Genomic DNA, 26,907 nt, shown 5'->3' with positions numbered 1-26,907 from the left:
ACCGCCCGCAAAAATTACTGGCATGACGAATCCGAACTTCACACGCCCCGGTGCCGTAGATCTGTCCAGCCTCGCCGCCGCGCAGCCTGCTGCTGGTACCGCCGGAGGCAATTACGTCACCGATGTCACCGAGGCCGGCTTCCAGGCGCTGGTCGGCCAGTCGATGCAGTATCCCGTCATCGTGGAGTTCCATTCGCCTCGTGACACCAACGGAGCCACCGTTTCCACAGTTCTCGCCGAGCTCGTCAATGCCGCCGAGGGACGATTCCTGCTGGCCCGAGTGGATGTGGACGCCGAGCCACGCCTGGCCCAGGCTCTCGGCGTGACTGCAGTGCCAATGGTCGTGGCGATCATCGGGGGACAGGTCGCCCCCCTGTTCCAGGGCACCCGGGACCGCAAGGACATTTCAGCCGTCCTCGACCAGGTAACCCAGCTGGCTGTGGCAAACGGGATGACTGGTCGTGCTCAGCCGGTGGGCTCGGCTGCCGCTGCCCCCGGGGAAGCTGAGCCCGCCGCCGATCCACGCTTCGAGAAGGCTGATGCCGCGCTGGCTGCGGGTGACTTCTCCCAGGCCATCGCTGAATTCGATGCCTTGCTGGCTGCCAGCCCGAATGATCCCGAGGCGACTGCGGGGCGCGCCCAGGCGGCCCTCCTGGAACGCTCCACGTCCTTCGACGGCGCTGCCATAGTCAAAGCTGCTGCCGAACGCCCGAGCGACGTCAATGCCCAGTTGGATGCCGCTGACCTGGAGGTCATCCAGGGTGGATACGCCGCGGCCTTCGACCGGCTACTGAGACTGGCGGTCGAGACCAGCCCTGAGGAGAAAGAGGTCATCAGGGTTCGCCTGCTGGAGCTTTTCGATGTTGCCGGGCGTACCTCCCCGGAGGTGCTCAAGGCGCGGCGGCGCCTCTCCACGGTCCTGTTCTGAGATCTGCTCAGGCGGTACCGAAGCGGCGTTCCCGAGTGACATACTGCTCCACAGCGTCCCAAAAGTCACGACGATCGAAGTCGGGCCACAGGCGGTCGAGGAAGATGAACTCGGCGTAGGCCGACTGCCAGAGCAGGAAATTCGAGGTCCGTTGCTCGCCTGAAGAGCGCAGGAACAGGTCGACGTCCGGGATTTCTGGCTCATCAAGGAAACGCCGGAAACGATCCTCTGTCAGCCGGCTGGGATCTAGCTTGCCTGCCTTCGCGAGCTCAGCGACCTCACGTGCGGCGTCCACGATCTCAGCACGTCCTCCGTAGTTGACGCAGAATTGGAGGGTGAGCTTGGTGTTCCGCTGGCTCTGATTCTCCGCTTCCTCCAGCTCCCGGATTACGGACTCCCAGAGCCTTGGACGGCGTCCGGCCCAGCGGATCCTGACCCCCATCGCATCCAGCTCGTCGCGGCGGCGGTGGATGACATCGCGGTTGAAACCCATCAGCCAGCGGACTTCATCCGGGGAACGTTTCCAGTTCTCCGTGGAGAAGGCGTAGGCAGACAGGTAGGGGACCCCTAGCTCCAGTGCCCCATGTATCACGTCCAGCAGAGCTGCCTCGCCGCGTGCGTGGCCCTCGGTGCGTTTCAGCCCCCGCTGCTTGGCCCAGCGGCCATTGCCATCCATCACGATGGCCACATGTTTGGGCAGTTTTGCCGCAGGGATCACGGGGGGGACGTGCGCCGGAGGGATGAGGTGTGGGGTCGCGATAGGCCATTGACGAAGCCTATCCGGATACCATTGCGCTGTGCGCACCTACCGAGATGAAGCAGTGGTGTTGCGGACGTGGAAACTCGGAGAGGCTGACCGGATCATCAGCCTGTTCACCCGCGAGCACGGCAAGGTGAGAGCCGTCGCCAAAGGAATACGCAGGACCGGCTCCAAGTTCGGTTCCCGGCTGGAACCCTTCGGGCATGTGGACGTGCAGCTTGCCGAAGGCCGTGGCACCTTGGTTACGGTCACCCAGGCCGAATCATTGCATCCTCCGTTGCTCGGCGCCGACTACGAACGCTTCTGTGCTGCCCAGGTTCTGGTGGAGGCAGCGGACCGCTTGGTCGCTGAAGATGGGGTGCCGTCTGTGCCTCAGTATCGTCTGCTCCTGGGAGGTCTCCTAGCCCTTGACCGGGGTGAACTGCCGCTAGCAGCTGTGGTGGACTCCTACCTGCTCCGCGGCCTGGCCTCGGCCGGATGGGCGGCGATGACGGACGCCTGTGTGAGCTGCGGCACTACAGAACAGCTGCGCTGGTTCTCCCCTCAACTTGGTGGGGCAGTCTGCCCTGTCTGCAGACCGCCTGCATCGGCCTCCGCGAGCCCTGAGCTGCTGAGCCTGCTCGGAGCTCTGCTGGCCGGTCAATGGGAAGTGATCCGCAAAGCCGGGCCACCCTTGCGGAACCGGGCCCATGGTGTGGTGGCAGCCTATGCCACCTGGCACCTTGACCGTTCTCTCAGGTCCCTCCCCTTCCTGGGAGCGAGTTGACCACAGGACTGCGAGGTCTGCTCTGGCCGGTGTATGTACCTGCTCTGTTGTTCGCCGAGGGGATCGGGGCCATCGCAGCTGTCCAGGTGCTGGCGGGCGGTGCAGGCCGGCGCCTCGGATGCGCTGGCCAGTGTTCTGGTGGCGATCGCCAGCGTCATCTCGATTCTGTGCACAGTGCCGGTTGGCGGCGCCATCGACCGGCTGGGGGACCGCAGCCAGGGCCGGCCAGCCCATCTTGGTGAGTCTCTGGGGCACGAGCACCGGATGGGCTGATTCCCAGATCTCACTTCTCATGGTTGCTGGCGCAGGCATCGAATTGTGCTGGTCCTGGGCCCAGGAGGCCTGGTGAAAGACCTACTCGGCAGTGTCCGGGCCTGGAGCTGGTGAGGTTGCAGTGTGAGAACGAACAGCGGATCACAGGCCGAGCATGCCCCTGGAGCCAGGGCGATGTGTGTGGGTACAGAGCCGCTGGACCCTGTTGGCGTGATCTTGTGGAAGATCAGGTGGGGGAGCAGTTACGGCACAGGCCGAAGATCTCCAGGTTGTGTCCCGCGTCGGTGAAACCGTGTTCTCCCGCTACCTGGCTTGCCCACGACTCGACGGCATCGGCGGAGATCTCCACCGCTATGCCGCAGGAGCGGCATACTAGGTGATGGTGGTGGGTGTTGGAGCACATCCGGTAGGCAGCTTCGCCGTCGGGGGTCCGCAGCACATCGAGATCCCCGGATTCGCTCATGGTCTGGAGAGCCCGGTACACCGTGGCGAGCCCGATCTTGTCACCTACCTGGCGAAGTTCTGAATGGATCTGGGCTGCGGTGCGGAATTCCTCGGTGTTCGCCAGTAAGGCCCGCACAGCAGCGCGCTGCCATGTGTTGCGGGTGCTAATGCTCGTCATAAATATTCTCCGTGCAATGCATGCCGGTGAGTTCCCTCCCACCACTTGGCTAGGAGGACCGTCATGCCAGATTGAGAGCAACCCTACCTGAACGAGAACCGGAATCGCTGTGATTCCCAATATCCTGTCGCTATCGGGTAGGTCCTGAGTAGTGGGTGGTTTCCCGGTCTGCGACCGGGCCCAGGGAGTTCCAGCGCCACCGCTGGAGTAGGGGCGCTCCAGCGGTGGCGATCCCCAGCAAAGCGATAGCGAACACGACGTTGGTAGCTCCGCTGGCAGTGTCCCAGAAATAAGATCCGACGGTGCCGCCAAGCGCAGCCACGACCCCCAATCCCATGGCTCCCAGCAGGGTTGTCCGGAAACCGGTGAACAGCTGTTGGGAGGTGGCCACGGGGATCACCATCAGCGCGCTGATCAGGAGCAAGCCCACAGTGCGCATTGAGAGAGTGATGGTCACGGAAGCGACCACCACGATGAGTAGGTTCAATATCTTGACCCGGACCCCCTAGCACCCTGGCAAAGTCCTCATCGGCGCAGATGGCGAATAGCCAGTGGTGTAGGCCCAGCGCGAACCATAGAACCATGGCCGCCAGAAAAAGCGATCACCCAAAGGCCGGGCTCACGCACCGAGTGGCAAGGGGACTGTCTGATTAACGGTGTGTGAGGTCCGGCCTGATCCGAGAGGAGACGGCTGTGGCTGACATGACCGACATGATGGAAGACGAGATGATCGATCCCGTGACCGGAGAGATCATCGATCAGAAGGACCTGGCCGGGCGTTTGCTGGCGCTGGCCAGGGGACAGGGGGTGAGTCTGGTCGGCCCGGGAGGGTTGTTGAACCAGCTCACCAAGGAACGTCCTGGAGGCGGCGTTGAACGCCGAGTTGACCGAGCATCTGGGTCACGAGCACGGTGGCACGCCGATCGAGGCGAACATGCGCAACGGCACCCGCGTCAAGACGGTGTTGACCCAGATCGGGCCGGTCGAGACCGGTGGTTCTCCGTGATCGTGACGGCTCCTTCGAGCCGATCATCGTCCCGAAACGGAAGCGACGTTTGGACGGCATCGATCAGATCGTGTTGTCGTTGACCGCCCGCGGGCTGACCACCGGTGAAGTCGCTGCCCACTTCGAGGAGGTGTACGGAGCGAGGGTGTCGAAGGACACCATCAGCCGGATCACCGAGAAGATCGTCGGTGAGCTCGCCGAGTGGTCGAGTCGGCCGTTGGATCCTGTCTACCCGGTGATCTTCGCCCGGCGCGATTCGCACGTGAAGGTCTGTGACGGTCAAGTCCGTAACACCCCGTTCTACGTTGTCATGGGTGTCACGATGAACGGGGAACGCGACATCCACAGGGATCTGGGCTGGTGACGGTGCTGAGGGTGCCCGGTTCTGGCTGCAGATCTTTTCGGAGGTGAAGAACCGAGGCATCGTCGAGGTGATGATCGCGGTGTGTGACGGGTTGAAGGGACTCCCTGAGGCGATCAACACGACCTGGGAACACACCATCGTGCAGCAGTGCATCGATCTACCTGGTTCCGCAACAGCTTCCGCTACGCCGGCCGGCAGCACCGCGACGCGATCGTGAAGTCCCTCAAACCGGTGTACACGGCCCCGTCCGAGCAAGCGGCCAAGGACCGGTTTGCCGAGTTCGCCACCGAGTGGGGCGACCGGTATCCGGCGATCGTGCAGCTGTGGCGCAACGCGTGGGCGCAGTATCGTACCGTTCCTGGCCTACGACATGGAGATCCGGAAGGTGATCTGCACGACCAACGCCATCGAGTCCATCAACGCGAGGTACCGCCGGGCCGTGCGGGCCCGTGGGCACTTCCCCAACGAGCAAGCCGCGTTGAAGTGCCTGTACCTAGTGACCCGCTCCCTTGACCCCACCGACGGGAGCCGGGCACGCTGGGTGATCAGGTGGAAGCCCGCACTCAACGCGTTCGCAATCACCTTCGCTGGACGGTTCAACCGAACCACCCACTGATGAAAACCACCGGACCCTACACACCGTTTATCGGACAGACCCGTGGCAAGCAGCGCCCGCTGCTTCTGCCCGCCGGACAGTGGGGTGAAGGGCCAGCGGGCCTGGTCGTTCAGGTGTACGCGTTCCAGTGCCTCAGCGACAATTTTCCGGTCGGTCTTGTTGGCACGTCTCAACAACCTGTGATGCGCCAGCGGTCCAGAGGTAACCACCTCCTGCGCTGTGGTGCTCTGCATTTTCAACGTGGCGTGCTGAGGGACGTACCCTACGTGATGTCATTCGCGGAACTGCCGGATCGGCATCCCGAACAGACGTACCTGACCTTGCTGGAACGGGTCAGTGCCACCACTGAGCTCGTCACTGGCGGTCTTGGCTTTCGCTTCGAAGAAGGCCTTGCCTCCGGCGTCTATCTTCGCGAGTTCGTCGGCAATGGTCCCGAGCGCCTTCACCTTCAGCGCATGGTTATGGTCTTCGGCAGCCGAGGTAGCTGGATCATACCTGGGAGAGGGCGAGCTTGTGCTTAATGCCCGACTGTTCCACTGCCTTATCACAGCAGGCTGGAAGCTTTGAGGTAGACCACGAGATCCGCCTCCTCGAGACTGGCGATCTGTTGCGGCGTCAGCTCCAGGTCGTGTGGCTCCTGGCCGGCAATGTCAGGTTCGAGACGCTTATCTTGGCGCCTCAGGTCTTGGTGGCGGCATAACTCGAGCGGATAGAAGACGGTCGCGATCTTCACGGCACCTGCCGCCGCGCTGGTGGCAGGGCTAGTGGTGGCTGGGTTCTCTGATGCGCAGGCGCTATCGTTTTTATGATGGGGAATTTCAAACTCGTGGGTGTCAGGTGGATAGCCTGAGTCAATGCTTGCGATCTCCCGCTTCAGTAAAGTTGACGAGGAACTTGCCAGGGGGCTTCAGTCCATCGCAGAGTTCTGGCGTTCCCGTCCGGGGTGTCTTGATGTCGAGGTGGTGGCCAACCTGGATGCCCCAGATCTGTGGGCCTTGGTAAGCCGGTGGCGTGATGTTGGAAGCTACCGGCGTGCTCTCTCCGGCAACGAGGCGAAACTACTGCTGACCCCTATCCTGATACGCGCCATAGATGAGCCGTCTGCCTATCTCGATCCCCAAGAGCTTCACCTGTAGATCTGCTCGAATCTGCCTGGCGCAGCGCCGGGTGTCGGATATCCGTTGGTGGAGTCTGTTCACATCGTCGGGTGGCAAGCAGTTTTGTGGACCGGCGTTTCCAGATGTCCCGGGGGGAGGCTACTCTTTTGATAACTTCAACGTCGAAATTATGTGGGAGGGTAGATGCCTGCGCGAGTCGTTCTGCGCTCCGCTGGGGTTGCATTGCTGATTTCGGCTGGACAGGACGGAATGCCGGAGGTGGTCCACTGGGGGACAGACCTGGGAGAGGTCACAGAGGCTGAGTTCGAGGCGCTGCGGCTGGGATCGGCCTGGATGGTTCCAGGCAACTCTGTTGACCTCAACCCGCGCCTGGGGATTATCCCTGAGGGTCGATATGGCTGGACTGGGACGCCTGGCCTGATCGGCTCTTGTGCCGGGAGGGGGTGGAGTCCCGGCTGGCGCATCAGAGAGGTCCGCGTCAGTGGGCGGCCCGTGGACGACTTCATCGTGGCTGGCCCCGCGGTGGTGGAGTATGCCTTGGAGGCAGTCTCTGCGAGTCTGTGGATGCTGTTGGTGGTTGAGATGCTGCCAACAGGGCTGGTACGTGTGCGCGCAACCTTGGAGAATGTGGGCGACGCGCCGTTTGAAGTGACTGAGCTGACTTTGCGGATGCCGGTTCCTGGGCAGGCCCGCGACCTCATGGACTTTGGGGGCCGGTGGGCCGCCGAGCGCATGCCGCAGCGCACAAGGCTCGATATGGGAGTGCGTCGCCGCGAGGGACGGCACGGCCGCACTGGTGCTGACGCGGCCTTCGTGCTCAGCCTGGGGGAGGAGGGATTCGGGTATCAAACTGGCGAGATCTGGGCCTGCCATGTGGCATGGAGCGGCAACCATCTCCATCTCGCCGAGCGGGATTTCACCGGCGCGCAACTCATTGGCGGCGGAGAGCTGCTCCTGCCAGGGGAGGGATGGCTGACGGCTGGGCGGCGGTACAGGTCACCATGGGTCTACTTCAATCATGCTGTCGGCCTGGACGCTCAGGCAGAACGTTTCCATCAGCATCTGCGGGCTCTGCCTTTGCATCCCGACTCTGAGCGTCCGGTTAGCCTGAACGTCTGGGAAGCTGTCTATTTCGATCACGACGTTTCACGGCTGATCGACTTAGCCGAGCAGGCCGCTGCGCTAGGGGTGGAACGCTATGTGCTGGATGACGGGTGGTTCGGGGCGCGTCGTGACGATCATGCTGGTCTGGGCGACTGGGTCGTCAGCCCTGAGGTGTGGCCGGAGGGACTGCATCCGCTCGTCAACCGGGTGACGGAACTCGGCATGCAGTTCGGGCTCTGGTTCGAGCCTGAGATGGTCAATCCCGACTCTGATGTGGCGCGGGCGCATCCTGAGTGGCTGATGCAGCTTGAGGACCGGCTACCTTTGGAGGGGCGGTTCCAGCAAGTACTCAACCTGTCGCTTCCTGGTGCTTTTGACCATGTCCTGGGCCAGATGTCCGCCATCCTTGAGGAATACCCCATCTCCTACGTCAAATGGGACCACAACCGTGATCTCAACGATGCAGGCACCGTACCTGATGGTCGTCCTGCCGTCGCTGCACAGACACGCGCCTTCTACGCCCTGCTGGATGAGCTGCGCCGCCGTTTCCCACAGGTGGAATTCGAGTCATGTTCATCCGGGGGATCTCGTATAGATCTGGAGGTGATGGAGCGGGCAGAGCGCGTGTGGGTCTCCGACAACATTGACCCCGACGACAGACAGCGGATGCTGTGGTGGACCTCTCAGTTGTTGCCCGCCGAGCTGCTGGGATCCCACATCGCCTCAGGGCGGTCCCATGTGACGGGCCGCTGGCACGATCTCAGTCACCGCGCTGCAACCGCTGTCTTTGGCCACCTGGGCATCGAGTGGGATCTTGCCAGTGCGACCGAGGAGGAGCTTGAGGAACTTGCCTGGTGGATCGCGTGGTACAAGGACCATCGTAAAAGACTGCTTGCGGGGCGGTTGGTGCGTGTCTCGATGCCCGACCCCGGGGTCTGGTTCAAGGGGATCGTCAACGATGAAGGCGGTATCTACTCTCTGTCGGTGCTGGAAGCCACTCCCGCAGTGAATCTGGGAATGCTCAAGTTCCCTGGGCTGATTTCCGAGAGGCGCTACCGAGTTGAGATAATCGATCGTCCCGCATTGAAGGGGGTCCTGCAGGTGCCCTGGATGGCTGGGGCACCCCTTGAATTGACTGGAGCGCAGTTGATGGGCGCCGGACTGAGGGCTCCAGTGCTCCGTCCATCCACTACGGTATTGTTTGTAGTGACCCGGATCTGAAAAAAATATCCGCAACCTCGCGCAGAAGGATGTAATTCTGTTACAGAATTAATTCATTCGTACCAACGGAGGTATGTTATGAACAGTCCTAGGCTGACTGTGCCCAGCCGGAAGGGCGCCAGAAGCAGGAACGATCTGCTCCTGGCTATTGTACTGATCGCGCCTGCGTTCATCGGCTTCACAACGTTTCTGATGTGGCCTACGATCAATGGGATCTGGCTCAGCTTCACCAACTACAATCTACTCACCCTGCCTGAATTCGTCGGGATCAACAATTACCTCCGTTTGCTGGAGGACCCGGTGTTCTGGAATGCAGCTGCTGTCACCGTCTACTACGTGATGGTCAATATCGGAATACAGACTGTCTTAGCCTTGCTGATCGCGGTTTTGATGCACCGGCTCACCCAGTCCACATGGGTCCGGTCCATCGTGCTGACCCTCTACCTGGTCTCCAACGTGGTGGCCGCGCTCGTGTTCATGTGGATTCTGGACACCCATCTGGGGATCGGCAACCAGCTGCTTTCCTTGCTGGGCCTGGAGATGATCCCCTTCCTGTCCCAGGAGTCGACAGTTATTCCGACGATTGCGTTGATCAACGTGTGGCGGCACATGGGCTATACAGCACTGCTGATCTTCGCAGGCCTTCAGACCATTCCCGAATCTGCCTATGAGGCGGCGAGGGTCGATGGCGCCTCGGAGTGGCAGATGTTCTGGCGCATCACCATTCCATTGCTGCGCCCTATTCTGGCGCTGGTCCTGATTATGACGATCATCGAGTCATTCCAGGTCTTTGACACGGTCGCCATCGCTACGCAGGGTGGTCCTGTCAACTCATCGCGAGTGCTCCAGCTCTACATTTACGACATGGCCTTCGGTCGGTTCCAGTTCGGCTATGCCTCCGCACTTTCTGTGGCGTTGCTGCTGATTCTTGTCGTGATCACCTTCTTCCAATACCGGCTGACTCGCGCGGGCGAGACCGATCTAAACTGAGGTGAAGACATGTCCGCTAACACAATTACAGCTCGCCAGCGGATGCGGATGGCCAACGCCCACCACCGTCTCTCCTGGGGGAGAGCATGTGCCTGGGTTGTGATGGGGATCGTCATGCTGATCACCCTGTTCCCCCTCTACTGGATTCTGCGCACCGCCTTATCCTCCAATTCCTCCCTGTACAGCGGAGCCGTCACGTGGCTGCCAACCGATTGGAACACGAGCAGCTTTGCCCGGGTTTTCGGGATCCAGGCGGGCGAAGCGGCACTGGCGGAGGGAGGTTCCGGCCAGTCCATCGACTTCTGGCGCTATCTGGGCAACAGCATCATCGTCGCAACCCTGGTCACCTTTGGGCAGGTCTTCTTCTCCGCCTGCGCGGCCTATGCATTCTCACGGTTGAAGTGGAAAGGCCGCGATCTGATCTACAGCCTGTTCCTCGGTGGCCTGATGGTGCCGGCAATCTTCACGTTCCTGCCCAATTTCGTCCTGATCAAACAGCTTGGCCTGATCGACACTCTGCTCGGCATCTCGCTGCCCACTATGTTCATGACGCCCTTCGCGGTCTTCTTCCTGCGGCAGTTCTTCATGAATGTCCCCGTGGAATTGGAAGAGGCGGCCCTGCTCGACGGCTCCAGTAAGATCGGCAATTTCTTCCGCCTGATCCTGCCCATGTCAGCTGCCCCGATCGCAACGATCTCCTTGCTGACCTTCATCACATCCTGGAATGATTATTTCTGGCCGCTGATGGTGTCCTACTCCGAGAACTCACGTGTGCTCACAGTCGGTCTGGGATTTTTCCGGTCCCAGACCCCAAACACCGGGCCTGACTGGTCCGGTCTGATGGCAGCTGCTCTCGTGGCCGCGGTCCCGATGCTTCTGCTCTTTGCCTTCCGCGCCAAACGCATCGTCAACTCCATCGGTTTCAGCGGCATCAAATAAGGATCGAAATGAAGAAACGAATTGCAAAAATCCTGCCGGTTTTAGCAGCTGAAGTCCTGCTTGCCGCAGCGTGCACCACTAAAGGAGGAGAGGGGCCAGACGGTGTCATCGACTACTGGCTGTGGGACGCCACCCAGCAGCCCGGCTACCAGGCCTGCGCTGATGCCTTCGAGACGGTGAACCGGGGTTGAAGATCAGGATCACCCAGTACGGGTGGGACGACTACTGGAGCAAGCTGACCGCCGGGTTCATAGCCGAACAAACCCCCGACGTGTTCACCAACCACCTGACCAAATATGCCCAGTTCGTCGATCTGCAGGTTCTGGTACCGCTTGATGACCTTGAGGCCACCCATGATGTCGACGACTCCGAGTACGTCGGTAACCTAGCCGAACTCTGGAAGGGGCGAGACGGCAAACGCTACGGAATCCCGAAGGACTGGGACACTATCGCCTATTTCTACGACCAGAAGGCCACCGACGCAGCTGGGATCAGCCGGGAACAGCTGATGAACATGGACTGGAATCCCGTTGACGGGGGCAGTTTTGAGAAGATCATCGCTCACCTGAGCGTCGATGCCAATGGCATCCGGGGTGATGAACCGGGGTTCGACAAGAAGAACGTCGCGGTCTACGGGCTGGCCTCCGAGGGAGCTGGAGGTGAGAACCTCGGGCAGACTCAATGGGGTGCTTACACCGGCTCCATCGGGTGGAATCCCCTGGATAAGAACCCCTGGGGCACCCATTTCAACCTGGATGATCCCGATTTCCAGAAGACCATTGCCTGGTATTTCGGTCTCGTCGAAAAGGGATACATGCCTTCCTACGAGATCTTCGGGAAGCGTTCAGGTTCGTATCAGCAGGTCGCCCAGGGCAAAGCCGTGCTGGGCATGAATGGGTCTTGGATGATCTCCACCTTCGCCTCCATCCCCGGCATCGATCTGCAGATCGTCCCCACACCAGTCGGGCCCCGCGGACATCGCGCGAGTCCGTTCAACGGCCTTGCAGACTCGGTCACCAAGTTTGCCGACGACAAGGCAGCGGCGGGTAAGTGGGTGGCCTATCTGGGGTCCTCTGAATGCCAGATGAAGGTCGCCGACGCCGGGGTGGTGCTGCCGGCCCGTTCCGAAGCCATGGAACGCTCCATCCAGGTCCGTGAGGACGCAGGATTCGATGTTGGACCATTCGCCCTGCACGTCAAGGACGGCACCACCCAGGATCCCGCGGTGACCGTGAACGCCGCTGACGTGGCTGCCCTAACATCTCCAGGGTTCGAGGCGGTCTTCATCGGTCAGAAGGATGTAACCTACCTGAGCGAACTGAATCACCAAGTCAATAGGCTGTTGTCGCTAACATCATCGTGACGAGTATCGGGAGGAAAGACGCCAGTGATTCTCAGCTCCATCGATCCCACTTCGCGACTAGTGGTGCAGACGGTGTTGCGCCACGGTCCCATCGCGCGGGTCGGCGTGGCCCAGCGCACCGGTCTGAGCTCCGGCTCGATGACCAGGCTGACCACGCCGCTTGTTGCCGCCGGGATTCTCCAGGAACGACGCCCCACACCCGCAAAACAGCTTGGGCGTCCCGCCCTGCCACTGGTGGTGGTTGATGATGCTGCGCGATTCGTCGGCGTGAAGGTGGTGCCGGGGCAGTTGCACGCGGTGGTGACCGGGCTTGCTGGCCATGTCCGGGCCACTGATGTCCGCCAGGCGGACACCTCTACGATAGAAACGACCGCACAGGCCATCGCACAGCTTGTCGACGAGTTCTCCGGGCCTCACGAGCCGACCTCGGTGGGTGTGGCGCTGGCAGCCGCTGTCGATCCGCACGGAGAGGTGCGTGCGGCGCCTCTGCTTGGCTGGGGAGGCGGCAACCTGACTGCCCTCGTCACCGAGGCCTGCGGACTGCCGTGTAAGGCCGCCAACGACGTCGATGCCCTGACCCTGGCCGAGCACTGGGTCGGGCATGGGCGCCGGACCCATAATTTCGTCGTCATCACCGTTGGGGCAGGTGTGGGGGCTGGGGCCGTGGTTGCCGATGAGCTGGTCGTCGGACACCAGGGATCGACTGGGATGGTGGGCGAGGCGTGGACGACGTGGGGGCAGCGCTTCCATGACGCGCTCGCCGACGAACCACTCCGGGCAGCAGCCAGTGAGTCTGCCGGCCGGGAGGTGTCGCTGGAGGAACTGGCTCAGGCGGATGATCCGGCCATCGTGGCGGTACTTGACCGTGCGGCTGTCGCTCTCGGTGAACTGGTGGTGCTGGCCAAGCAGTTCTGGGGTCCGGAGCGGGTCCTGCTGACTGGTGAGGGCATCATCCACTACAAGGATCGGGTGGATCTGATCCAGCAGGTTTTGAGGGACCGGCGTTTCGAGAACATCGACCCACCTGAGCTGGTGCTGGCCGAACAGGATTTCCATGCCTGGGCCCGTGGCGCCGCAGCAGTGGCAACGCGGCTGAGCCTCGCCTACTGATTGCGGCACAGGTCGTGACCACGGGATTCCCGGGCAGGGTCTCAGCCCCACCTCCGGGAATCCCGGCGGCACAGGATCTCTAGGCGTTGGCAAGTCCCTTGCGGCGCAGCAGATGAGAAACATCGGGCTCTGCGCCGCGGAAACCACGCCACGACTCCATGGGTTCAATACTCCCACCGTGTCTCAGCAACTCGCGGCGGAAATGCTCGCCAGCCTCCCGGTTGAGACCGCCATTGTCCTTGAACCAGGCGCAGGCATCGGCGTCCATGACCTCCGCCCACAGATATCCGTAGTAGGCAGCCGCGTAGCCGCCGCCGAAGATGTGGCTGAAATAGCACGAACGGTACCGCGGCGGGACCAGCTCATGCGCGACACCAGCCCGCTGTAGGGCAGCGGCCTCAAATCCCTCCAGCTCATCAACCGAGGCCGGCAACTCCTCCAGGGTAGTGCTGTGCCAGGCCTGATCCAGTAGCATCGCCGCCACCAGCTCCAGAGTATGGTGTCCTTCACCGACGGACCGCGAGGCCCGGAGCCTCTCAGCCAGTGCGGCAGGCAGGGGCGCACCGGTCTCATGATGGACCGCGAACCGGGAGATCAGCTTCGCATCCCAGGCCCACAGCTCGTTCACCTGCGAGGGAAACTCCACAAAGTCACGAGGCACTGCTGTGCCGGAGCGGGACGGATACCTGACCTTTGAGAGCAGGCCATGGAGCGCGTGGCCGAACTCGTGGAACATCGTGATCACGTTGTCCCAGCTCAGCAGACTCGGGGAACCCTCGGTGGGACGGGGGAAATTACAGGTGTTTGTAACCACCGGCAGGGCCTTGGTCAGGTCCGCCTGGTCGACGATGGAGGTCATCCAGGCTCCGCCCCGCTTGGTGTTCCGGGTGAACGGGTCAAGAATCACCGCCCCCAGCGTGCTACCGTCAGTTTCGCAGACCTCGTACACCTCTGACTCTCCGGTGAAGCCGTGAAGTTCGGGGCGGGCATGGAAGGTGATGCCGTAAAGAGCTGTGGCGGCCGCGAAAACCCCTTCATGCAGCACCCGGTGGTACTCCAGGTAGGGGCGCAGCACCGCAGGATCTATGGTCTTGGAGGCAGCCTGCTTCGCGGCATAGTGCTCCCAGTCCCAGGCAGCGAGCCTCGCGCCCGGCTCATCCTCCTCAAGGGCCTGCTGTAGCTCCTCGGCCTCACGATTCGCCAACTCGACTGCCCCTGGCGTGACCTGCCTGAGCAGGCCGAGAACTGCCTCGGTGGTCCGTGCACACCCGTCGGCAGCTACCCAGGCGGCATGGTGTTCGTAGCCCAGGAGCCGGGCGCGTTCCGCGCGGCGCCGGGCGATGTCCAGCACGAGCTGGCGGGTGTCGTATGGGCCGCTCAGGCCCCTCCCCACGGAAGCCTCGAAGACGCGGCGGCGCAGGTCACGGTTCACCAGATCCGCCAGTACCGGCTGGCCAGTGGTGTTGGTCAGCTCAATCAGCCAGCCCTCCTGCCCCAGGGCCTGGGCCGCCTCCCGGGCCGCCTTGACCTCCTCATCCCCCAGGCCAGCCAGATCAGACCGGTCAGTTACCAGCACGGCTGAGGCGTTACGGCCATCCACGAGAGCCTGCTCGAAGGCCACGGACAGCCCAGCCAGCTCCACATTCAGTTCCCGCAGTCGCTGCTGCGCAGCGTCATCTAGCGCGATGCCTGAGCGCTCAAACTCGCGAATATGCTCGTCGAGCCAGTAGCGGTCTTGTTCACTCAGGGTCACCTCCCCGGTGTCTGCGCGGTCGCGGAGCCTAACCAGCCGGTTAAAGAGGCGACTGTCCAGCAGGATCATGCTGTTGTGCTCTGCCAGCCTGGGGGCCAGCGCCGTCTCGACGGCGTCGCGCTGCTCATTGGCATCAGCCGCTTTCGCGACCCAGAAGGCTGAACCGGCACGATCCAAGGTAGCCGAGCTGAGCTCCCAGGCGATGATGGTGTTCTCGGCATCGGGTGCCTCGGGGTTGGTTGCGATTGCCTCCAGAGCGGCTCTCTGCTGCGCCAGGCCCTCCTCTATAGCCTCCTTGAACTGTGCGTCGGTCAGATTGGCGTAGTCGGGAAGTTGGAAAGGCAGCGTCGAGGGAGTCAGCAACGGATTCATGGCCTCCATCCAACCACGCGTAGAATCTCCCGGTCTGGAAGATGGAAGGGGAACCTGAGTGGTCGAGTCGCTTCGCCTGCACGCGCCCAGCCGACGTGATGCCGTCGTGGTGCCGCTTCCTGTGGTGCTGGCACCGATGGCCGGCATCACGAACGCCGCCTACCGGGCGCTCTGCCTGGAGCAGGGTGCCGGGTTATATGTCTGCGAGATGCTGACATCGCGAGGAATCATCGCTGGCGACCAGAAAACCCGCTCCATGCTCACCTTTGGCCCGAGCGAGACCATCCGGTCAGTGCAGCTCTACGGCGTTGACCCTGAGATCATGGCGCAGGCCACGAGGACTCTGATCACTGGCCATGGTGTCCACCACATCGATCTCAATTTCGGCTGCCCTGTCCCCAAGGTGACCCGCAAAGGCGGGGGCGGTGTGCTGCCATACAAGCGTGATCGCCTCCGCGCCATCATCAGGGCAGCGGTCCGCGCTGCGGATGAATTCGGGGTTCCCGTCACAGTCAAGACCCGGATTGGGATCGACGCGGACCATGAAACCTTCCTTGACGCGGGACGCATCGCTGAGGAGGAAGGGGCAGCCGCCATCGCCCTGCACGCCCGCACCGTGCAGCAGGCATACTCGGGGAAAGCCAACTGGTCCCGCATCGCGGAGCTCAAGCAGGCCGTGGGCATCCCCGTTCTGGGCAACGGTGACCTGTGGGAAGCCGAGGACGCGTTGCGGATGATGGCTGAGACCGGCTGCGACGGCGTGGTGATCGGGCGTGGCTGCCTGGGTAGGCCATGGCTGTTTGGCGACCTTGCAGCCGCTTTCGCCGGGGAACCCCAGCGTGCCCGACCGACCCTTGGAGAGGTCGGTGCCATGATCGTCCGTCATGCTGAGCTGCTGACCGCGCTGATGGGAGAGCGTGGTGTGGTGGATCTGCGCAAGCACATGGCCTGGTACTTCAAGGGTTATCCTGTCGGCGAACTGCGCCGCCGATTCGCCATGGTCGCCTCGCTTGATGAGTTGCGCCGGCTGGTTGGCCTCCTCGACGCCGACCAGCCCTTCCCCGTAGGAGAGCTAGGTACCCCGAGGGGACGGCAAGGAGGTCCCAGGAGCAAGGTGGTCCTGCCCCACGGCTGGTATGACGACACCGGGGGCCGTGAACTGGACCTCACCGAGGCCGAGGACGGGGTCAGCGGAGGATGAGTCGGTGCTGGTGCCGTGTCGTGGATTCATTCAGGTGGTTTTCTTCTCCCGGAAACGGTGCCTGTGCCGAGGGTCACTTCGCTCACAGTGCACCCGGTGGCATTTCGCTCAGTTGCCTTGGCGCAGCAACCGTCCAGAGTCGCCTGCCACCGATGAATTCCCGGCGCACGGACACCAGCTTTCACCATCCCGTAACAAGCGTGTCACACAACCCGGATACGGTGACCCAATCTTAAGAAGCGGAGGAGTCCCATGTCCGATACCGTGACCCTGACCGTCGACGGCATCGCCTACGAGCTGCCCCTTATCACCGGCGCCGAGGGAGAGAGAGCTGTCGACATCTCCAAGCTGCGCTCCACCACCGGTCTCATCACCCTCGATGACGCATACAGCAACACCGGATCCTGTACATCCGCCATCACCTTCATCGACGGGGAACATGGCATCCTGCGGTATCGCGGGGTGCCTATTGAAGATCTCGCAGCCCGCTCGTCCTTCATCGAGGTGGCGGAGCTGCTGATCTTCGGTGATCTGCCCGACGATGAGGAGCGGGATGAGTTCCGTCAGCTACTGACCGATAACTCTTCTTTACACCGGGATATGCGCAAACACTTCGATGGGTTCCCTGTTGATGCCCATCCGATGGCGATACTTTCCGCGATGATCAATGCCATCCAGGCCTACGACCTACCTGAGATCCATATCACTGGGGAGGCGGGATTCCGTAGGGCCGCGGCGCTGCTGCTGGCCAAGACACGCACCATAGCCGCTGCCTCGTACAAGAGCCATGTCGGCCAGCCTGTCGCCTATCCGCGGTATGACCTGTCCTACGCCGAGAACTTCCTTCACATGATGTTCACCGTGCCCTACCGAGAATACGAGGTGACTCCCGAGGCGGCCCATGCGCTGAACATGTTCTTCGTCCTCCACGCCGATCACGAGCAGAACTGCTCGACCTCCACGGTGAGGATGGTCGCATCCAGCGGGGCGAACCTGTTCACATCGGTGTCGGCGGGTGTGACCGCCCTGTGGGGACCCTCACATGGTGGGGCGAACATGGCGGTGATCGAGATGCTGGAGCGGATCCGGGACGATGGCATGTCGGTCAGCTCTTACCTCGCAAAGGCCAAGAACCGTAAGTCTGGGATCCGGCTGATGGGTTTTGGGCATCGCGTTTACCGTAATTTCGATCCGCGCGCAAGGATCCTCAAGAAGGCCGCTCACGACCTCCTGGAGTCCATGCGCATCGACGACCCGCTGCTCGACATTGCCCGGGAAGTGGAGGAGGCGGCTCTGGCAGATGACTATTTCGCGGAGCGGCGCCTCTACCCGAACGTCGACTTCTACTCGGGCATCATCCTGCGGGCGATCGGGATTCCCCTCGACATGTTCACCGTGTTGTTCGCCATCGGCCGGACCGCGGGCTGGATAGCGCACTGGAAAGAGGTCAACGACAATTCCGCCCAGCGCATCTACCGGCCCCGCCAGCTCTACACGGGCAACCGGCTCATGAAGTGGCTTCCCCGCGACGAGAGGTGAGGGCACTGCGTATGGCGGGGGAATCCCAGATTCATATCTCGTAGGCTTTCCCCGATGAGAGAACCGCTTCCCAGGGCCCGTGAGTGGGCTAGGACCATGCACGGCCATGGCGATGATGTAGTGGTGGCTCACCGCGACTCGTCGGCCCGGGCGGAGCCACGTCCACCCAGGCGCCGGGAGGAGAGAGAGGAGCTGGAGCGGCTCAGCCTCAATCCCGCTGCGACCTTCGCCTCCGGGCCGGGGGAGCGAGAGCGGGAAGAGGAACCCTGCGAGTTCCGCACCTGTTTTGAGCGTGACCGGGACCGGATAGTCCACTCGGCCTCGTTCCGGAGGCTTGCCGGGAAGACCCAGGCGGTGGTCCATCCGACCGACCATCAGCGTACCCGCCTGACCCATGCCATCGAGGTGGCGCAGTGCGCGGTGGCGATAGCCCGTGGGGTTGGGGCGAATCTGGCCCTGACCGATGCCATGGCCCTGGGCCATGACTGCGGTCACGGACCGGGAGGACATGCCTCGGAGGATGCCTTCGACGCATTCCTACCGGAGGGCTACGACCACGGGCCGTGGGGCGCTGACGTGGTGCTCCGGGGCCTGAACCTGACCGCCCAGACCCTTGACGGCATCCGGAACCACTCGTGGTCCCGGCCGGCGCCCACCACCCTCGAGGGGGAGATCGTCAGCTGGGCTGATCGGATCGCCTATTGTGCGCATGATTTTGAGGACGCGGTCGCCGCGGGCATAGTCACCACAGACGAGCTGCCTTCAGCAGTGGCCGACGTGGCCGGCACGGCACGCCGAATCCAGCTCGCCCGATTCATCGGAGCGGTGATCGACACCACCATGACGACAGGCGTGGTTGGCATGGATCCGATGACGGCCGGGGCGCTGGGGGAGTTACGCCGCTTCAATTACGAGCGTATTTACACTCGTCCTGAGTCGGTGGCGCAGTCCGTCACAGTGGTCAAAGTGTTGCAGGGACTCGTCGATTATTTCCTCGGGCATCCTGGCGAGTTGCCCGCTGAGTATCGCACCGAGGATGCGGTGCGTGGGGTCGTGACCTATGTCGGGGGCATGACAGACCGTTTTGCTTTCGACCACGCGGAACGCCTCCTAGGCTGGGACAGAGCCCTACTCCCGAAGGGAATCGGGCGGGGCGCCTGACCTCTGCTGCATGTCATGACTTTTGTCATGCCCGCAACGTGACGTGCCCCCTAGGCCATTGCCTGCGGCCTGCTGGAGGGTTGAGGTCATGAATGCCATTGAGCTACAGCGAGTGCACAAGAGCTTCCGCAGCCCTGACGGTCTCGTCGAAGCTGTTGCCGGAATTGACGTCACCATCAAGCCAGGTGAGATCGTTGCCTTCCTCGGCCCCAATGGAGCGGGAAAGACCACTACCCTGGACATGCTGCTGGGACTCACCTCTCCCACCTCGGGCACTATCGAGGTGTTCGGACTGGCTCCCCGCAGCGCCATCATGCAGGGCAAGATCGGGGCTGTACTCCAGACCGGTGGCCTACTGCGGGACCTGAGGGTTGAGGAGACGATCAGGGCGATCGCTGCCTTGCAGGGTGCCACCTCCCGGGTGGGGAGGGTGATGGCTCTCACCGGGCTGGCGGATGTGGCACGCCGCCAGGTGTCCCGGTGCTCCGGCGGGGAGCAGCAGCGGGTCAAGTTTGCGCTGGCCCTGCTAACGGATCCCCAGCTCCTCATCCTCGATGAGCCCACTGCCGGGCTTGATGTCACCGCCAGGCGCGACTTCTGGGATTCCATGCGTGCCCAGGCTGCAGGAGGACGCACCATCGTGTTCGCCACCCACTACCTGGAGGAGGCGCAGAACTTCGCGCAGCGGATAGTGCTGATAGCGAAGGGACGGATCATCGCCGATGGATCCGTTGACGAGGTGCGCCGGCTGACCAACCACCGTCGCCTCACCGCTCAGCTGCCCCCAGGCAGAGCAGAAAACCTGGTGGCAGAGCTCCGGCCGTTTCTAGGCGATGACGCGAGTCTCGACGGGACATGCCTGAACACGACTGTCATCGAATCCGATGCCCTCGCCTTGGCGCTGTTGGAGCGGGGAGCCTGGGATCTGACGGTCACCGCCGCAAACCTGGAAGAAGCCTTTTTCACCCTCACCGAGACGGAGCGACAGCCATGAACCTCGCTTATGTCCGTATCGAGCTCGCCAGGTGTTTCCGGGACGTCGGTAACCTGATGTTCACCCTCGCGCTGCCTGTCGCGATGTATCTGCTGTTTGGCAAGGCCGAGTACTCCGGCCAGCAGGTGGGACGCGGAACGATTGGCTTCTATGTCATGGCATCGATGGGCGCCTATGGTGCTGTGATCGCAGCGACAGCGATCTCGGCGCAGGCCGCCACGGAGTCCATGCTCGGCTGGGGCCGTCAACTGGCCTTGACCAGGCAGCAGCCGCTTGGTTTTGTTGCGAACAAGGTTGTGGTGGCCCTGGTAGTCGGTGCTGTCTCCTCCGGACTCGTCTTCCTGGTGGGGGCCTTCACAGGAGCGAAAGCCGAAGCCTGGTGGGTGTGGGCCGCCACCTGGGGGACCGCCATTCTGGGAGCCGTGCTGTTCGGCATCTTCGGTCTTGCGATGGCTCTGCTGCTGAGATCCGAGAGTGCCAGCAGCATCGCTAGCGGCGCCATGGTCTTCCTCGCCTTCTTCGGGAATGTGTTCCTGCCCCTTGAGGGAGTGATGCTCGATATCGCCAGGTTCACCCCCATGTACGGCTATGTTGGGTTGGTGCGCTACCCGCAGCTCGAAGGTGAGATCATTCGCGTCAATCCACCGCAGACCGATTCGGTCTGGGTTCTTTCTGGCAACTACCTGGCCTGGCTGTTGGTCTTCACTGGGCTCGCAGTGCTCGGCCAGAGACGTTCCAGGAAACGCCAGTGAAGCCGTCCAGAACATTTCCGTCGGCAGTGTGGCAGAGCTCCTCCACCGGAGTTCTGCTTGCCGCCATCTGGCTGGTCTTCCTGGCTTTCCCCGCCTTGTCGGTGTGGAATCTCGAGGATCCGTTGGCCCGGACGGTGGGAATCCTGGCCCTGGTCCTGTTCGTCCCCGCCTATCTCAGGTCCTTCACGGACATGGGAAACTATCTGGATCCACGAGAGAGACGCAGGCAGCTGTTCCGGGGCGCGCTCATACTGCTGGCGGTCGGGATCCTTTTCTGGGCGATCGGCACCAAGGCATTCAGCATGTTCCCTTTCCTGGCGGCCTTCACCAGCTATGGTCTGTGGGCCCCGGTCCGCATTCCGGCCACAATAGCCGTTGCCGGGGGCGGGATGGCGGTTATGCTCTGGGCGGGTGTGGGACTCAGCGATGGCGGTGCCATCCTCACAGTTCTGGTGGCCATCATGGGGATGATCACCGTGAAGCTGGTTGAGCATGAGGCCATCACCGCTGAGCATGAGCAGCAGCGGGCGGTCGCTGAACAACGAGAGCGGATGATCCGCGATGTGCACGACCTCGTCGGGCATTCCCTGACGGTCGCGAATCTCCGGCTGCAGCTGGCTGAGCGGCTGTTCGAGAGCGACCCTGGGCAGGCCAAGGCCGAGCTGGAGCAGACCCGGGCCTTCCTGACCGAGGCTCAGGAGGAGTTGCGGCTCAGCGTGACCGGAGAGTGGGAACGGCCAGTTGCGGAGGAGACCATCCGTGTTGTCAAGGTGTTGCGTTCCAATGGGATCGAGGTGCGAGTCGAAGGCGATCCCCAAGAGGTACGGGGCCCGATCGTCCTCGTTCTCGGCTGGGTGTTGCGGGAGGCTGCCACCAACGTGCTCCGCCATGCCCATGCGACCCGCGTGGAGATCACCTTCACCAGCGGCCGGTTCTCACTGGCAGATGACGGGGATGGCTACTGTGGGGGAGAAGGCAGCGGGCTGGCCGGCATGCGGGAGCGCGTGGCGGCTGTTGGCAGCGGATTCAGTTTCGGTCCCTCCGGGCTCGGGGGATGCGAGGTGACGGTTACGTGGTGATAAGGGTGCTGCTGGCTGATGACCAGACCTTGGTGCGGGGTGCGCTGGCTGCCCTGCTCGGCCTGGAACCCGATATCGAGGTGGTGGCCCAGGTCGGCAGGGGAGACGAGGTGGTATTGGCTGCCCAGGAGTCGGGGGCTGAGGTCTGCCTGATTGACATCCAGATGCCTGGTATCGATGGGATCGATGCGGCCCGCCAGGTGAGGGAATCGCTCCCCGGGGCGCGGGTTGTGATGGTAACCACCTTCGATCGTCCCGGCTACCTGAGAAGGGCTCTTGACGTCGGCGCTGTGGGGTTCGTCGTCAAAACCACCCCGGCCCCTCAGCTCGCCGAGGCGGTGCGCCGTGCTCATGCTGGGTTGCGCACGGTCGACTCGCAGCTAGCCAACGATCTGTTGTTCAGCGGTCCCAACCCCCTCACTGAGCGTGAGCAGGAAATCCTGCAGCTGGCGCGTACCGGTGAGCCGGTGGCGCGACTGGCAAAACGACTGTTCCTGTCCCCGGGAACCGTGCGCAACCATCTTTCCAGCGCCATCGGCAAGCTGGGAGCGGCGAACCGGGTGGAGGCGGCACAGTTTGCCACGGAACGCGGCTGGCTGTGACCGGCCGGCGTGGACCGGTACTACACTTCCCGCCATGGCAGGGCGGATCAACGACGAGGACATCGCGCTGGTTCGGGAGCGGTGCCGGATCGACGATGTCGTACGCGACTATGTCGCCCTGCGTTCTGCGGGCGGTGGCTCGTGGAAGGGACTGTGCCCCTTCCACGACGAGAAGACCCCGAGCTTCACAGTCACCCCGTCCCGTGGTTTCTTCTACTGCTTCGGTTGCGGAGAGGGGGGTGACGTCATCACCTTCCTGCAACGGCAGCAGAACCTCAGTTTCACTGAGGCCGTGCAAACCCTCGCCGATCGCGCCGGCATCACGCTCAGGATCACCGATGATGGCCAGGATCCTGGGCAGCCGCCGGGACAGCGCAAACGCATTCTTGAGGCGAACACAGCAGCCCAGGAGTTCTTCGCTGCCCAGCTCGCATCACCCGAGGCGATGACTGCGCGTGAATTTCTCGACCGGCGAGGCTTCGACCGGGTTGTGGCTGAGCAGTTCGTGCTTGGCTATGCCCCTCGGGGCGGGCATGCCCTCAGACAGACCCTGCGCTCGCAGGGTTTCGACGACGCCACGCTGCGCGCAGCGGGACTGATACGCGATGGCGGCCGTGATTTCTTCGTAGGTAGGCTGCTGTGGCCCATCCGGGATTCCGCCAGTGCGGTCTTGGGTTTTGGGGCGCGCCGGATCTTTGACGACGACCGGCTGCCAGCCAAATACATCAACACCCCCGAGACCCCGGTCTACAAGAAGTCGCATGTCCTCTACGGCCTGGATCTGGCGCGCCGGGCCATCGGGAGACGCTCCCAGGCCGTGGTCGTCGAGGGGTACACCGATGTGATGGCTGCCCATCTGTCCGGGGTGGACACCGCCGTCGCCAGCTGCGGGACGGCTTTCGGCGAAGACCATGCCCGCATGCTCCAACGCCTCCTAGGCAGCCATGACGGACTGCATGGGGAGGTGGTCTTCACCTTCGATGGTGACGCGGCTGGACAGAAGGCGGCGCTGAAGGTGTTCCAGGGGGACCGGAACTTCATTTCCCAGACCTATGTGGCGGTCGAGCCCTCTGGACTGGACCCGTGCGACCTGTGGCTGCGCGACGGGGAAGCCGCCGTGCGGGAACTCGTCGGCAGACGGATCCCCATCTATCGTTTCGTGATGTCGAACGTCCTGAAGAAATACGACCTGGAGCGCGCCGATGGGAGGCTGGGCGCGCTGCGCGAGGCTGCTGGACTGCTCGGGGCGATCCGCGATCGCTCCATGGTGGGTGGGTACCTGCGGGAACTGTCTGACATGCTGGGCATGGACCTGGAGGATGTCCGCCGCGAGGTGGCCAACCGTTCCCGCCAGGCACCCGCCTCCGGAGGCAAAGATGCCTCGACGCCGCGGTCCCGGAAAGCTGACGTGGACTGGCCAGACCCCAACGACCCAGCGCTCAGGCTGGAACGCGATGCCCTCAAACTGATGCTGCAATATCCCTTCACCTTTGACGAGGCCTGGAACTCGGTTCAACCCGAGCAGTTCTCACACCCTGGCTACGCTGCGGTGTTCCGGGTGATCTCCGTCACCGAGCCCGGTGAGGGATGGGCTGAGGAACTGCGGCGCCGCGCCCCCAATGAGCTGGTGCTTCAGCTACTGGTGATGCTGATGGTCGAGCCCTTGCTCCGGCAGGCCGACGAGAGCTATTCCCTGGCCCACACGAACCGACTACACCTGGTAAGCCTGTCCCGTCAGATCAGCGACTTGAAGTCCAGGCTCCAGCGGACCGATCCACTCAAGGAGCCGGAATCCCACCAGAGCATGTTCCAGGAGGTAACGGCGCTGGAGCTGCGCCGCAAACAGCTCCTGGAACAACAGCTCTCGTGAGAGGGCCACACTAGGCAGCGGATGACAAGGCCTCGACGCGGCAGCGCTCGGCGCTCAGCAGAATGCGCGCTTGGTTGAGAGCCCGTTCCTCAAGACGTTTGACGCTCGTGGCAGACATCCCAAGCAACTCCCCGGCTTGCTCACGGCTCCGGCGCGCGGTCCCGATGCCGAACCGTAACTTCAAGACCAGGCCAGCGGTGCCCAGAAGTTCGAGGAAATCCATGGAGGAACGATCCACCGCGTCGAATCCGCCGTCACATGTGATCAGCCCTGGGGGTGCCTGGTCTAGCTCCGTGAACCTCACAGGCTGTCGGCCACCATGAGCTGTCCTCACTAGGTCAAGGCTGCCGCAATGGGTCCTGACAGCATGATTCACGGTTCTCGAGATGTATTCATACGCGAAGGTGCTAAACCGAGTGCCCCGGCGATAGTCGAAGCGCCGGATAGCCTCACCGAGTGCCAGGCAGCCTTCCTGGAACAGGTCGTCAAGGGATAACCCCGGGTGGTGCGCGGACCTGGCAGCCAGTTTCATCACGAGCCGTAGATTCGCCTGGAAGAACTGCTCTCTGGCCTGAGCTCCGGCCCGTATCACGCGCCGGAGCGCAGAGTAGGGGTAGCGGCGGTCACCGGTAACGATGAGATGTTCGGCGTACATCCCCGCCTCGATCTGTCGTGCGAGACTGGTCTCCTCTCCGGCGCTCAACAGCGAGGCCGGTAGAACAAGCTTGGTGGTGTTCATGCCTGGAAGGCTGTCATGGGTTTCAGCTGCATGACCAGGGTCCAGGTGAGATTGGCAACAGCCGGACACGAAGTGACAACACTCGGGACCTCTGGGGAGACACCCGCTGCTGCAGGGGCAGAATTGACTCATGCAGAACCGAACTCGCCGCCTGCCGTATCGCTCAGAGGTGGAGTCTGTCGCCGGCGCTTGTGGCCGCCTGCTCGGGTGGGCGGAGGGGCCAGGCGGGGTGGTAGTCCTCATGACCGGGGCGCTGGTGTCCCGTCTCGGTGGGCAGTGGCGTAGCTGGGGCTGGGAGCAGGTGCTGCGTGGCGGATGGCATGAGGAGACCTCGTCCCTGTTCTGGGAGGCCGGTGGTGAGAGCTTCGACTGTCTCCTCGACTCCCCAGGAGAGGTGCTCTCAATCTTCCGGGAACGCATCCTGGCTTCCACCGTGATGACGGTGAACCATGATCTGCCGGTGGGTGCCGTACAGATCATCGCCCGGCGCAATCTGCTGGATGGCGCTGTGACCTGGCTGGCCAGCGTCAGCGGCGGAGCCAACCTCAAGGATGCCACGACAGCGGCCTTCGTGGTGGCGGAAACCGATCGATTACGTTCTGAGTACGAGCTTTGATGTTCTTTGGCATCGCCACCCGGTAGGTTCTTCCCCTGTGGACATCATCTTCATCAGGCACGCCGAATCCACCAACAACAAAACCTGGGCAGAGAACCGTGACGAGTCACTCCGGGTCCCCGATCCAGGACTGACTGAGCTCGGCCGCTCCCAAGCCGATGCGCTGGCCGGCTGGTTCCCGGGCTTCGCGGCGCACCCCACGCACTTGTTCGTGTCGCCGTTCATACGCACTCTGGAGACCGCAGCCCCCCTGGCCAATACGCTCGACATGGACATTGTGGTAAAGCCAGACCTGATGGAACGTGGCGGGCCATTCACCGGGCCGATCATGGACCAGCAGCACCATCCGGGATCTCCTCGGGCAGAGTTGCAGAGGATCTCACCTCGTTTGAGACTGCCGGATGAGGCGACAGAGGACGGGTGGTGGAGCGGCCCGTTCGAGACCCTAGAGATGGCCATCGAGCGTGCCAGGAAACTGGCGGACTGGGTGCGCAGCGACTTCGAGCCTGAGGACTGCATCGTGCTTGTCAGTCATGGCGCCATTGGGTCTCTGTTCGCGACGGCCCTGTTCTGCCCTGCTGAGCTGGGCAGGCGATCCGGTCAGATCATGGGGGAGACGTCCAGCTGGTTTGCCCTCGACAACACATCGGTCTCCTGGTTCCGGTTGTTCCCCGGCAACGACACCGAGCTGCGCTGCTTCAACCGCATCGACCATCTCATCCTGGCAGGGGTAAGCAGCGCGACGATGCGCCAATCGAGCTGATTGGCGTTTCCAGGCAGACCCTGCTAAAGTTTTTCTTCGCGTGGCCGGCAGGCCACACGGTCCCTGGTAGCTCAATTGGCAGAGCATTCGACTGTTAATCGAAGGGTTACTGGTTCGAGTCCAGTCCGGGGAGCAGCCAACTGGCGGAAGAAGACTTCCGCCAGTTTTTATTTTCGAGAATTAACCTTTGGGCAGGAAGCGATCCCCAACTTAACTTCCTGTGTTTTCTGGGATACCCTTCTGAGGCGCTTGGAGATACCCAGGCCGTTTTAACTGAAAAGAAAGC

General features: G+C 62.6%; 27 protein-coding genes, 1 tRNA gene and 2 pseudogenes. 22 read left to right on the top strand and 8 right to left on the bottom strand.

What is annotated here, in order from left to right; translation table 11 throughout:
- Positions 1-22 precede the first annotated feature (22 nt).
- Positions 23-928, top strand: a complete 906-nt coding sequence (locus SK1NUM_RS08220; RefSeq protein ID WP_212321053.1) for a tetratricopeptide repeat protein — start codon at positions 23-25, stop codon at positions 926-928.
- Between the two features lie 7 nt (positions 929-935).
- On the opposite strand, the gene SK1NUM_RS08215 is transcribed toward SK1NUM_RS08220, so the two are convergent.
- Positions 936-1,604, bottom strand: a complete 669-nt coding sequence (locus tag SK1NUM_RS08215; RefSeq protein ID WP_263407075.1) for an isoprenyl transferase — start codon at positions 1,602-1,604, stop codon at positions 936-938.
- Between the two features lie 121 nt (positions 1,605-1,725).
- Here SK1NUM_RS08215 and recO point away from each other — a divergent pair, with 121 nt between their 5' ends.
- Both recO and SK1NUM_RS08205 read left to right on the top strand, forming a co-directional pair.
- Complete coding sequence (gene recO / locus SK1NUM_RS08210; RefSeq protein ID WP_212321049.1) at positions 1,726-2,454, top strand: DNA repair protein RecO; 729 nt, start codon at positions 1,726-1,728, stop codon at positions 2,452-2,454.
- 99 nt (positions 2,455-2,553) lie between these two features.
- On the top strand, positions 2,554-2,727 hold the full coding sequence (locus SK1NUM_RS08205) for a hypothetical protein (RefSeq protein ID WP_212321047.1): 174 nt from the start codon (positions 2,554-2,556) through the stop codon (positions 2,725-2,727).
- A 226-nt stretch (positions 2,728-2,953) separates the two neighbouring features.
- Here SK1NUM_RS08205 and SK1NUM_RS08200 read toward each other — a convergent pair whose 3' ends face one another.
- Together SK1NUM_RS08200 and SK1NUM_RS08195 are read right to left on the bottom strand one after the other, a co-directional pair.
- The gene (locus tag SK1NUM_RS08200) at positions 2,954-3,349 is read right to left on the bottom strand and encodes a Fur family transcriptional regulator (protein ID WP_212321044.1); all 396 of its coding nucleotides are present in this window, start codon (positions 3,347-3,349) and stop codon (positions 2,954-2,956) included.
- Between the two features lie 130 nt (positions 3,350-3,479).
- Complete coding sequence (locus SK1NUM_RS08195) at positions 3,480-3,806, bottom strand: metal ABC transporter permease (protein WP_244980160.1); 327 nt, start codon at positions 3,804-3,806, stop codon at positions 3,480-3,482.
- Between the two features lie 269 nt (positions 3,807-4,075).
- On the opposite strand from SK1NUM_RS08195, the pseudogene SK1NUM_RS08190 reads away from it, so the two are divergent.
- Positions 4,076-5,335 (top strand): annotated as a pseudogene (locus SK1NUM_RS08190) (IS256 family transposase).
- Positions 5,336-5,370: 35 nt separating this feature from the next.
- Here SK1NUM_RS08190 and SK1NUM_RS15455 read toward each other — a convergent pair.
- From SK1NUM_RS15455 to SK1NUM_RS08175, 3 genes and pseudogenes are all read right to left on the bottom strand, one after another.
- Positions 5,371-5,592: pseudogene (locus SK1NUM_RS15455) on the bottom strand (ABC transporter ATP-binding protein); the annotation flags it as partial.
- 15 nt (positions 5,593-5,607) lie between these two features.
- On the bottom strand, positions 5,608-5,781 hold the full coding sequence (locus SK1NUM_RS08180; RefSeq protein ID WP_212321042.1) for a hypothetical protein: 174 nt from the start codon (positions 5,779-5,781) through the stop codon (positions 5,608-5,610).
- 98 nt (positions 5,782-5,879) lie between these two features.
- Positions 5,880-6,068, bottom strand: a complete 189-nt coding sequence (locus SK1NUM_RS08175; RefSeq protein WP_212321040.1) for a hypothetical protein — start codon at positions 6,066-6,068, stop codon at positions 5,880-5,882.
- A gap of 121 nt (positions 6,069-6,189) precedes the next feature.
- Here SK1NUM_RS08175 and SK1NUM_RS08170 point away from each other — a divergent pair, with 121 nt between their 5' ends.
- The 7 genes from SK1NUM_RS08170 to SK1NUM_RS08140 all read left to right on the top strand — a co-directional run bounded on the left by SK1NUM_RS08170 (position 6,190) and on the right by SK1NUM_RS08140 (position 13,180).
- Positions 6,190-6,471, top strand: coding sequence for an antibiotic biosynthesis monooxygenase family protein (locus SK1NUM_RS08170; RefSeq protein ID WP_212321038.1), 282 nt, complete (start codon positions 6,190-6,192; stop codon positions 6,469-6,471).
- Positions 6,472-6,636: 165 nt separating this feature from the next.
- Positions 6,637-8,778: an alpha-galactosidase gene (locus SK1NUM_RS08165; protein ID WP_212321036.1), complete on the top strand. Its 2,142-nt coding sequence runs from the start codon at positions 6,637-6,639 to the stop codon at positions 8,776-8,778.
- A 99-nt stretch (positions 8,779-8,877) separates the two neighbouring features.
- A complete protein-coding gene (locus tag SK1NUM_RS08160; RefSeq protein WP_223927425.1) occupies positions 8,878-9,768 on the top strand; it encodes a carbohydrate ABC transporter permease in 891 nt (296 codons plus the stop codon).
- A gap of 9 nt (positions 9,769-9,777) precedes the next feature.
- The gene (locus tag SK1NUM_RS08155; RefSeq protein WP_212321032.1) at positions 9,778-10,707 is read left to right on the top strand and encodes a carbohydrate ABC transporter permease; all 930 of its coding nucleotides are present in this window, start codon (positions 9,778-9,780) and stop codon (positions 10,705-10,707) included.
- An 8-nt stretch (positions 10,708-10,715) separates the two neighbouring features.
- On the top strand, positions 10,716-10,898 hold the full coding sequence (locus SK1NUM_RS08150) for a hypothetical protein (protein ID WP_212321031.1): 183 nt from the start codon (positions 10,716-10,718) through the stop codon (positions 10,896-10,898).
- Entirely contained in the window at positions 10,895-12,070 is a 1,176-nt protein-coding gene (locus SK1NUM_RS08145; RefSeq protein ID WP_212321030.1) for an extracellular solute-binding protein, read from the top strand. Before SK1NUM_RS08150 ends, SK1NUM_RS08145 begins: the two co-directional genes overlap by 4 nt.
- Positions 12,071-12,094: 24 nt before the next feature.
- A complete protein-coding gene (locus SK1NUM_RS08140; RefSeq protein ID WP_212321029.1) occupies positions 12,095-13,180 on the top strand; it encodes an ROK family protein in 1,086 nt (361 codons plus the stop codon).
- A 79-nt stretch (positions 13,181-13,259) separates the two neighbouring features.
- Here SK1NUM_RS08140 and SK1NUM_RS08135 read toward each other — a convergent pair whose 3' ends face one another.
- Positions 13,260-15,305 (bottom strand): M3 family metallopeptidase, encoded by a 2,046-nt coding sequence (locus SK1NUM_RS08135; RefSeq protein ID WP_212321028.1) that lies wholly within the window; start codon positions 15,303-15,305, stop codon positions 13,260-13,262.
- 58 nt (positions 15,306-15,363) lie between these two features.
- Between SK1NUM_RS08135 and dusB the strand changes: the two genes are divergently transcribed.
- The 8 genes from dusB (at position 15,364) to dnaG (ending at position 24,503) form a co-directional block, all read left to right on the top strand.
- A complete protein-coding gene (dusB, locus tag SK1NUM_RS08130) occupies positions 15,364-16,506 on the top strand; it encodes a tRNA dihydrouridine synthase DusB (RefSeq protein ID WP_212321027.1) in 1,143 nt (380 codons plus the stop codon).
- Between the two features lie 252 nt (positions 16,507-16,758).
- A complete protein-coding gene (locus tag SK1NUM_RS08125) occupies positions 16,759-18,045 on the top strand; it encodes a citrate synthase (protein ID WP_212321026.1) in 1,287 nt (428 codons plus the stop codon).
- 54 nt (positions 18,046-18,099) lie between these two features.
- Positions 18,100-19,206: an HD domain-containing protein gene (locus SK1NUM_RS08120; protein WP_212321024.1), complete on the top strand. Its 1,107-nt coding sequence runs from the start codon at positions 18,100-18,102 to the stop codon at positions 19,204-19,206.
- A gap of 88 nt (positions 19,207-19,294) precedes the next feature.
- Positions 19,295-20,200: an ABC transporter ATP-binding protein gene (locus SK1NUM_RS08115; protein WP_212321022.1), complete on the top strand. Its 906-nt coding sequence runs from the start codon at positions 19,295-19,297 to the stop codon at positions 20,198-20,200.
- Complete coding sequence (locus tag SK1NUM_RS08110; protein ID WP_212321020.1) at positions 20,197-20,952, top strand: ABC transporter permease; 756 nt, start codon at positions 20,197-20,199, stop codon at positions 20,950-20,952. Before SK1NUM_RS08115 ends, SK1NUM_RS08110 begins: the two co-directional genes overlap by 4 nt.
- A 26-nt stretch (positions 20,953-20,978) precedes the next feature.
- On the top strand, positions 20,979-22,031 hold the full coding sequence (locus SK1NUM_RS08105) for a sensor histidine kinase (RefSeq protein WP_212321018.1): 1,053 nt from the start codon (positions 20,979-20,981) through the stop codon (positions 22,029-22,031).
- Complete coding sequence (locus SK1NUM_RS08100; protein ID WP_223927424.1) at positions 22,025-22,633, top strand: response regulator transcription factor; 609 nt, start codon at positions 22,025-22,027, stop codon at positions 22,631-22,633. Before SK1NUM_RS08105 ends, SK1NUM_RS08100 begins: the two co-directional genes overlap by 7 nt.
- Positions 22,634-22,667: 34 nt before the next feature.
- A complete protein-coding gene (dnaG, locus tag SK1NUM_RS08095; protein ID WP_212321015.1) occupies positions 22,668-24,503 on the top strand; it encodes a DNA primase in 1,836 nt (611 codons plus the stop codon).
- Between the two features lie 10 nt (positions 24,504-24,513).
- On the opposite strand, the gene SK1NUM_RS08090 is transcribed toward dnaG, so the two are convergent.
- A complete protein-coding gene (locus SK1NUM_RS08090) occupies positions 24,514-25,242 on the bottom strand; it encodes a sigma-70 family RNA polymerase sigma factor (RefSeq protein WP_212321013.1) in 729 nt (242 codons plus the stop codon).
- A gap of 130 nt (positions 25,243-25,372) precedes the next feature.
- Here SK1NUM_RS08090 and SK1NUM_RS08085 point away from each other — a divergent pair, with 130 nt between their 5' ends.
- The 3 genes from SK1NUM_RS08085 (at position 25,373) to SK1NUM_RS08075 (ending at position 26,754) form a co-directional block, all read left to right on the top strand.
- Positions 25,373-25,858, top strand: a complete 486-nt coding sequence (locus SK1NUM_RS08085) for a hypothetical protein (RefSeq protein WP_212321011.1) — start codon at positions 25,373-25,375, stop codon at positions 25,856-25,858.
- Between the two features lie 37 nt (positions 25,859-25,895).
- Positions 25,896-26,621, top strand: coding sequence for a histidine phosphatase family protein (locus tag SK1NUM_RS08080; protein ID WP_212321009.1), 726 nt, complete (start codon positions 25,896-25,898; stop codon positions 26,619-26,621).
- Positions 26,622-26,681: 60 nt separating this feature from the next.
- Positions 26,682-26,754: transfer RNA gene (locus tag SK1NUM_RS08075), tRNA-Asn, on the top strand.
- The last annotated feature ends 153 nt before the right edge of the window (positions 26,755-26,907 follow it).

The organism is Arachnia rubra (assembly GCF_019973735.1).
GTDB lineage: Bacteria > Actinomycetota > Actinomycetes > Propionibacteriales > Propionibacteriaceae > Arachnia > Arachnia rubra.
Note: the sequence above shows the minus strand (reverse complement) of the source record. Positions and strands in the feature narration are given on the sequence as shown.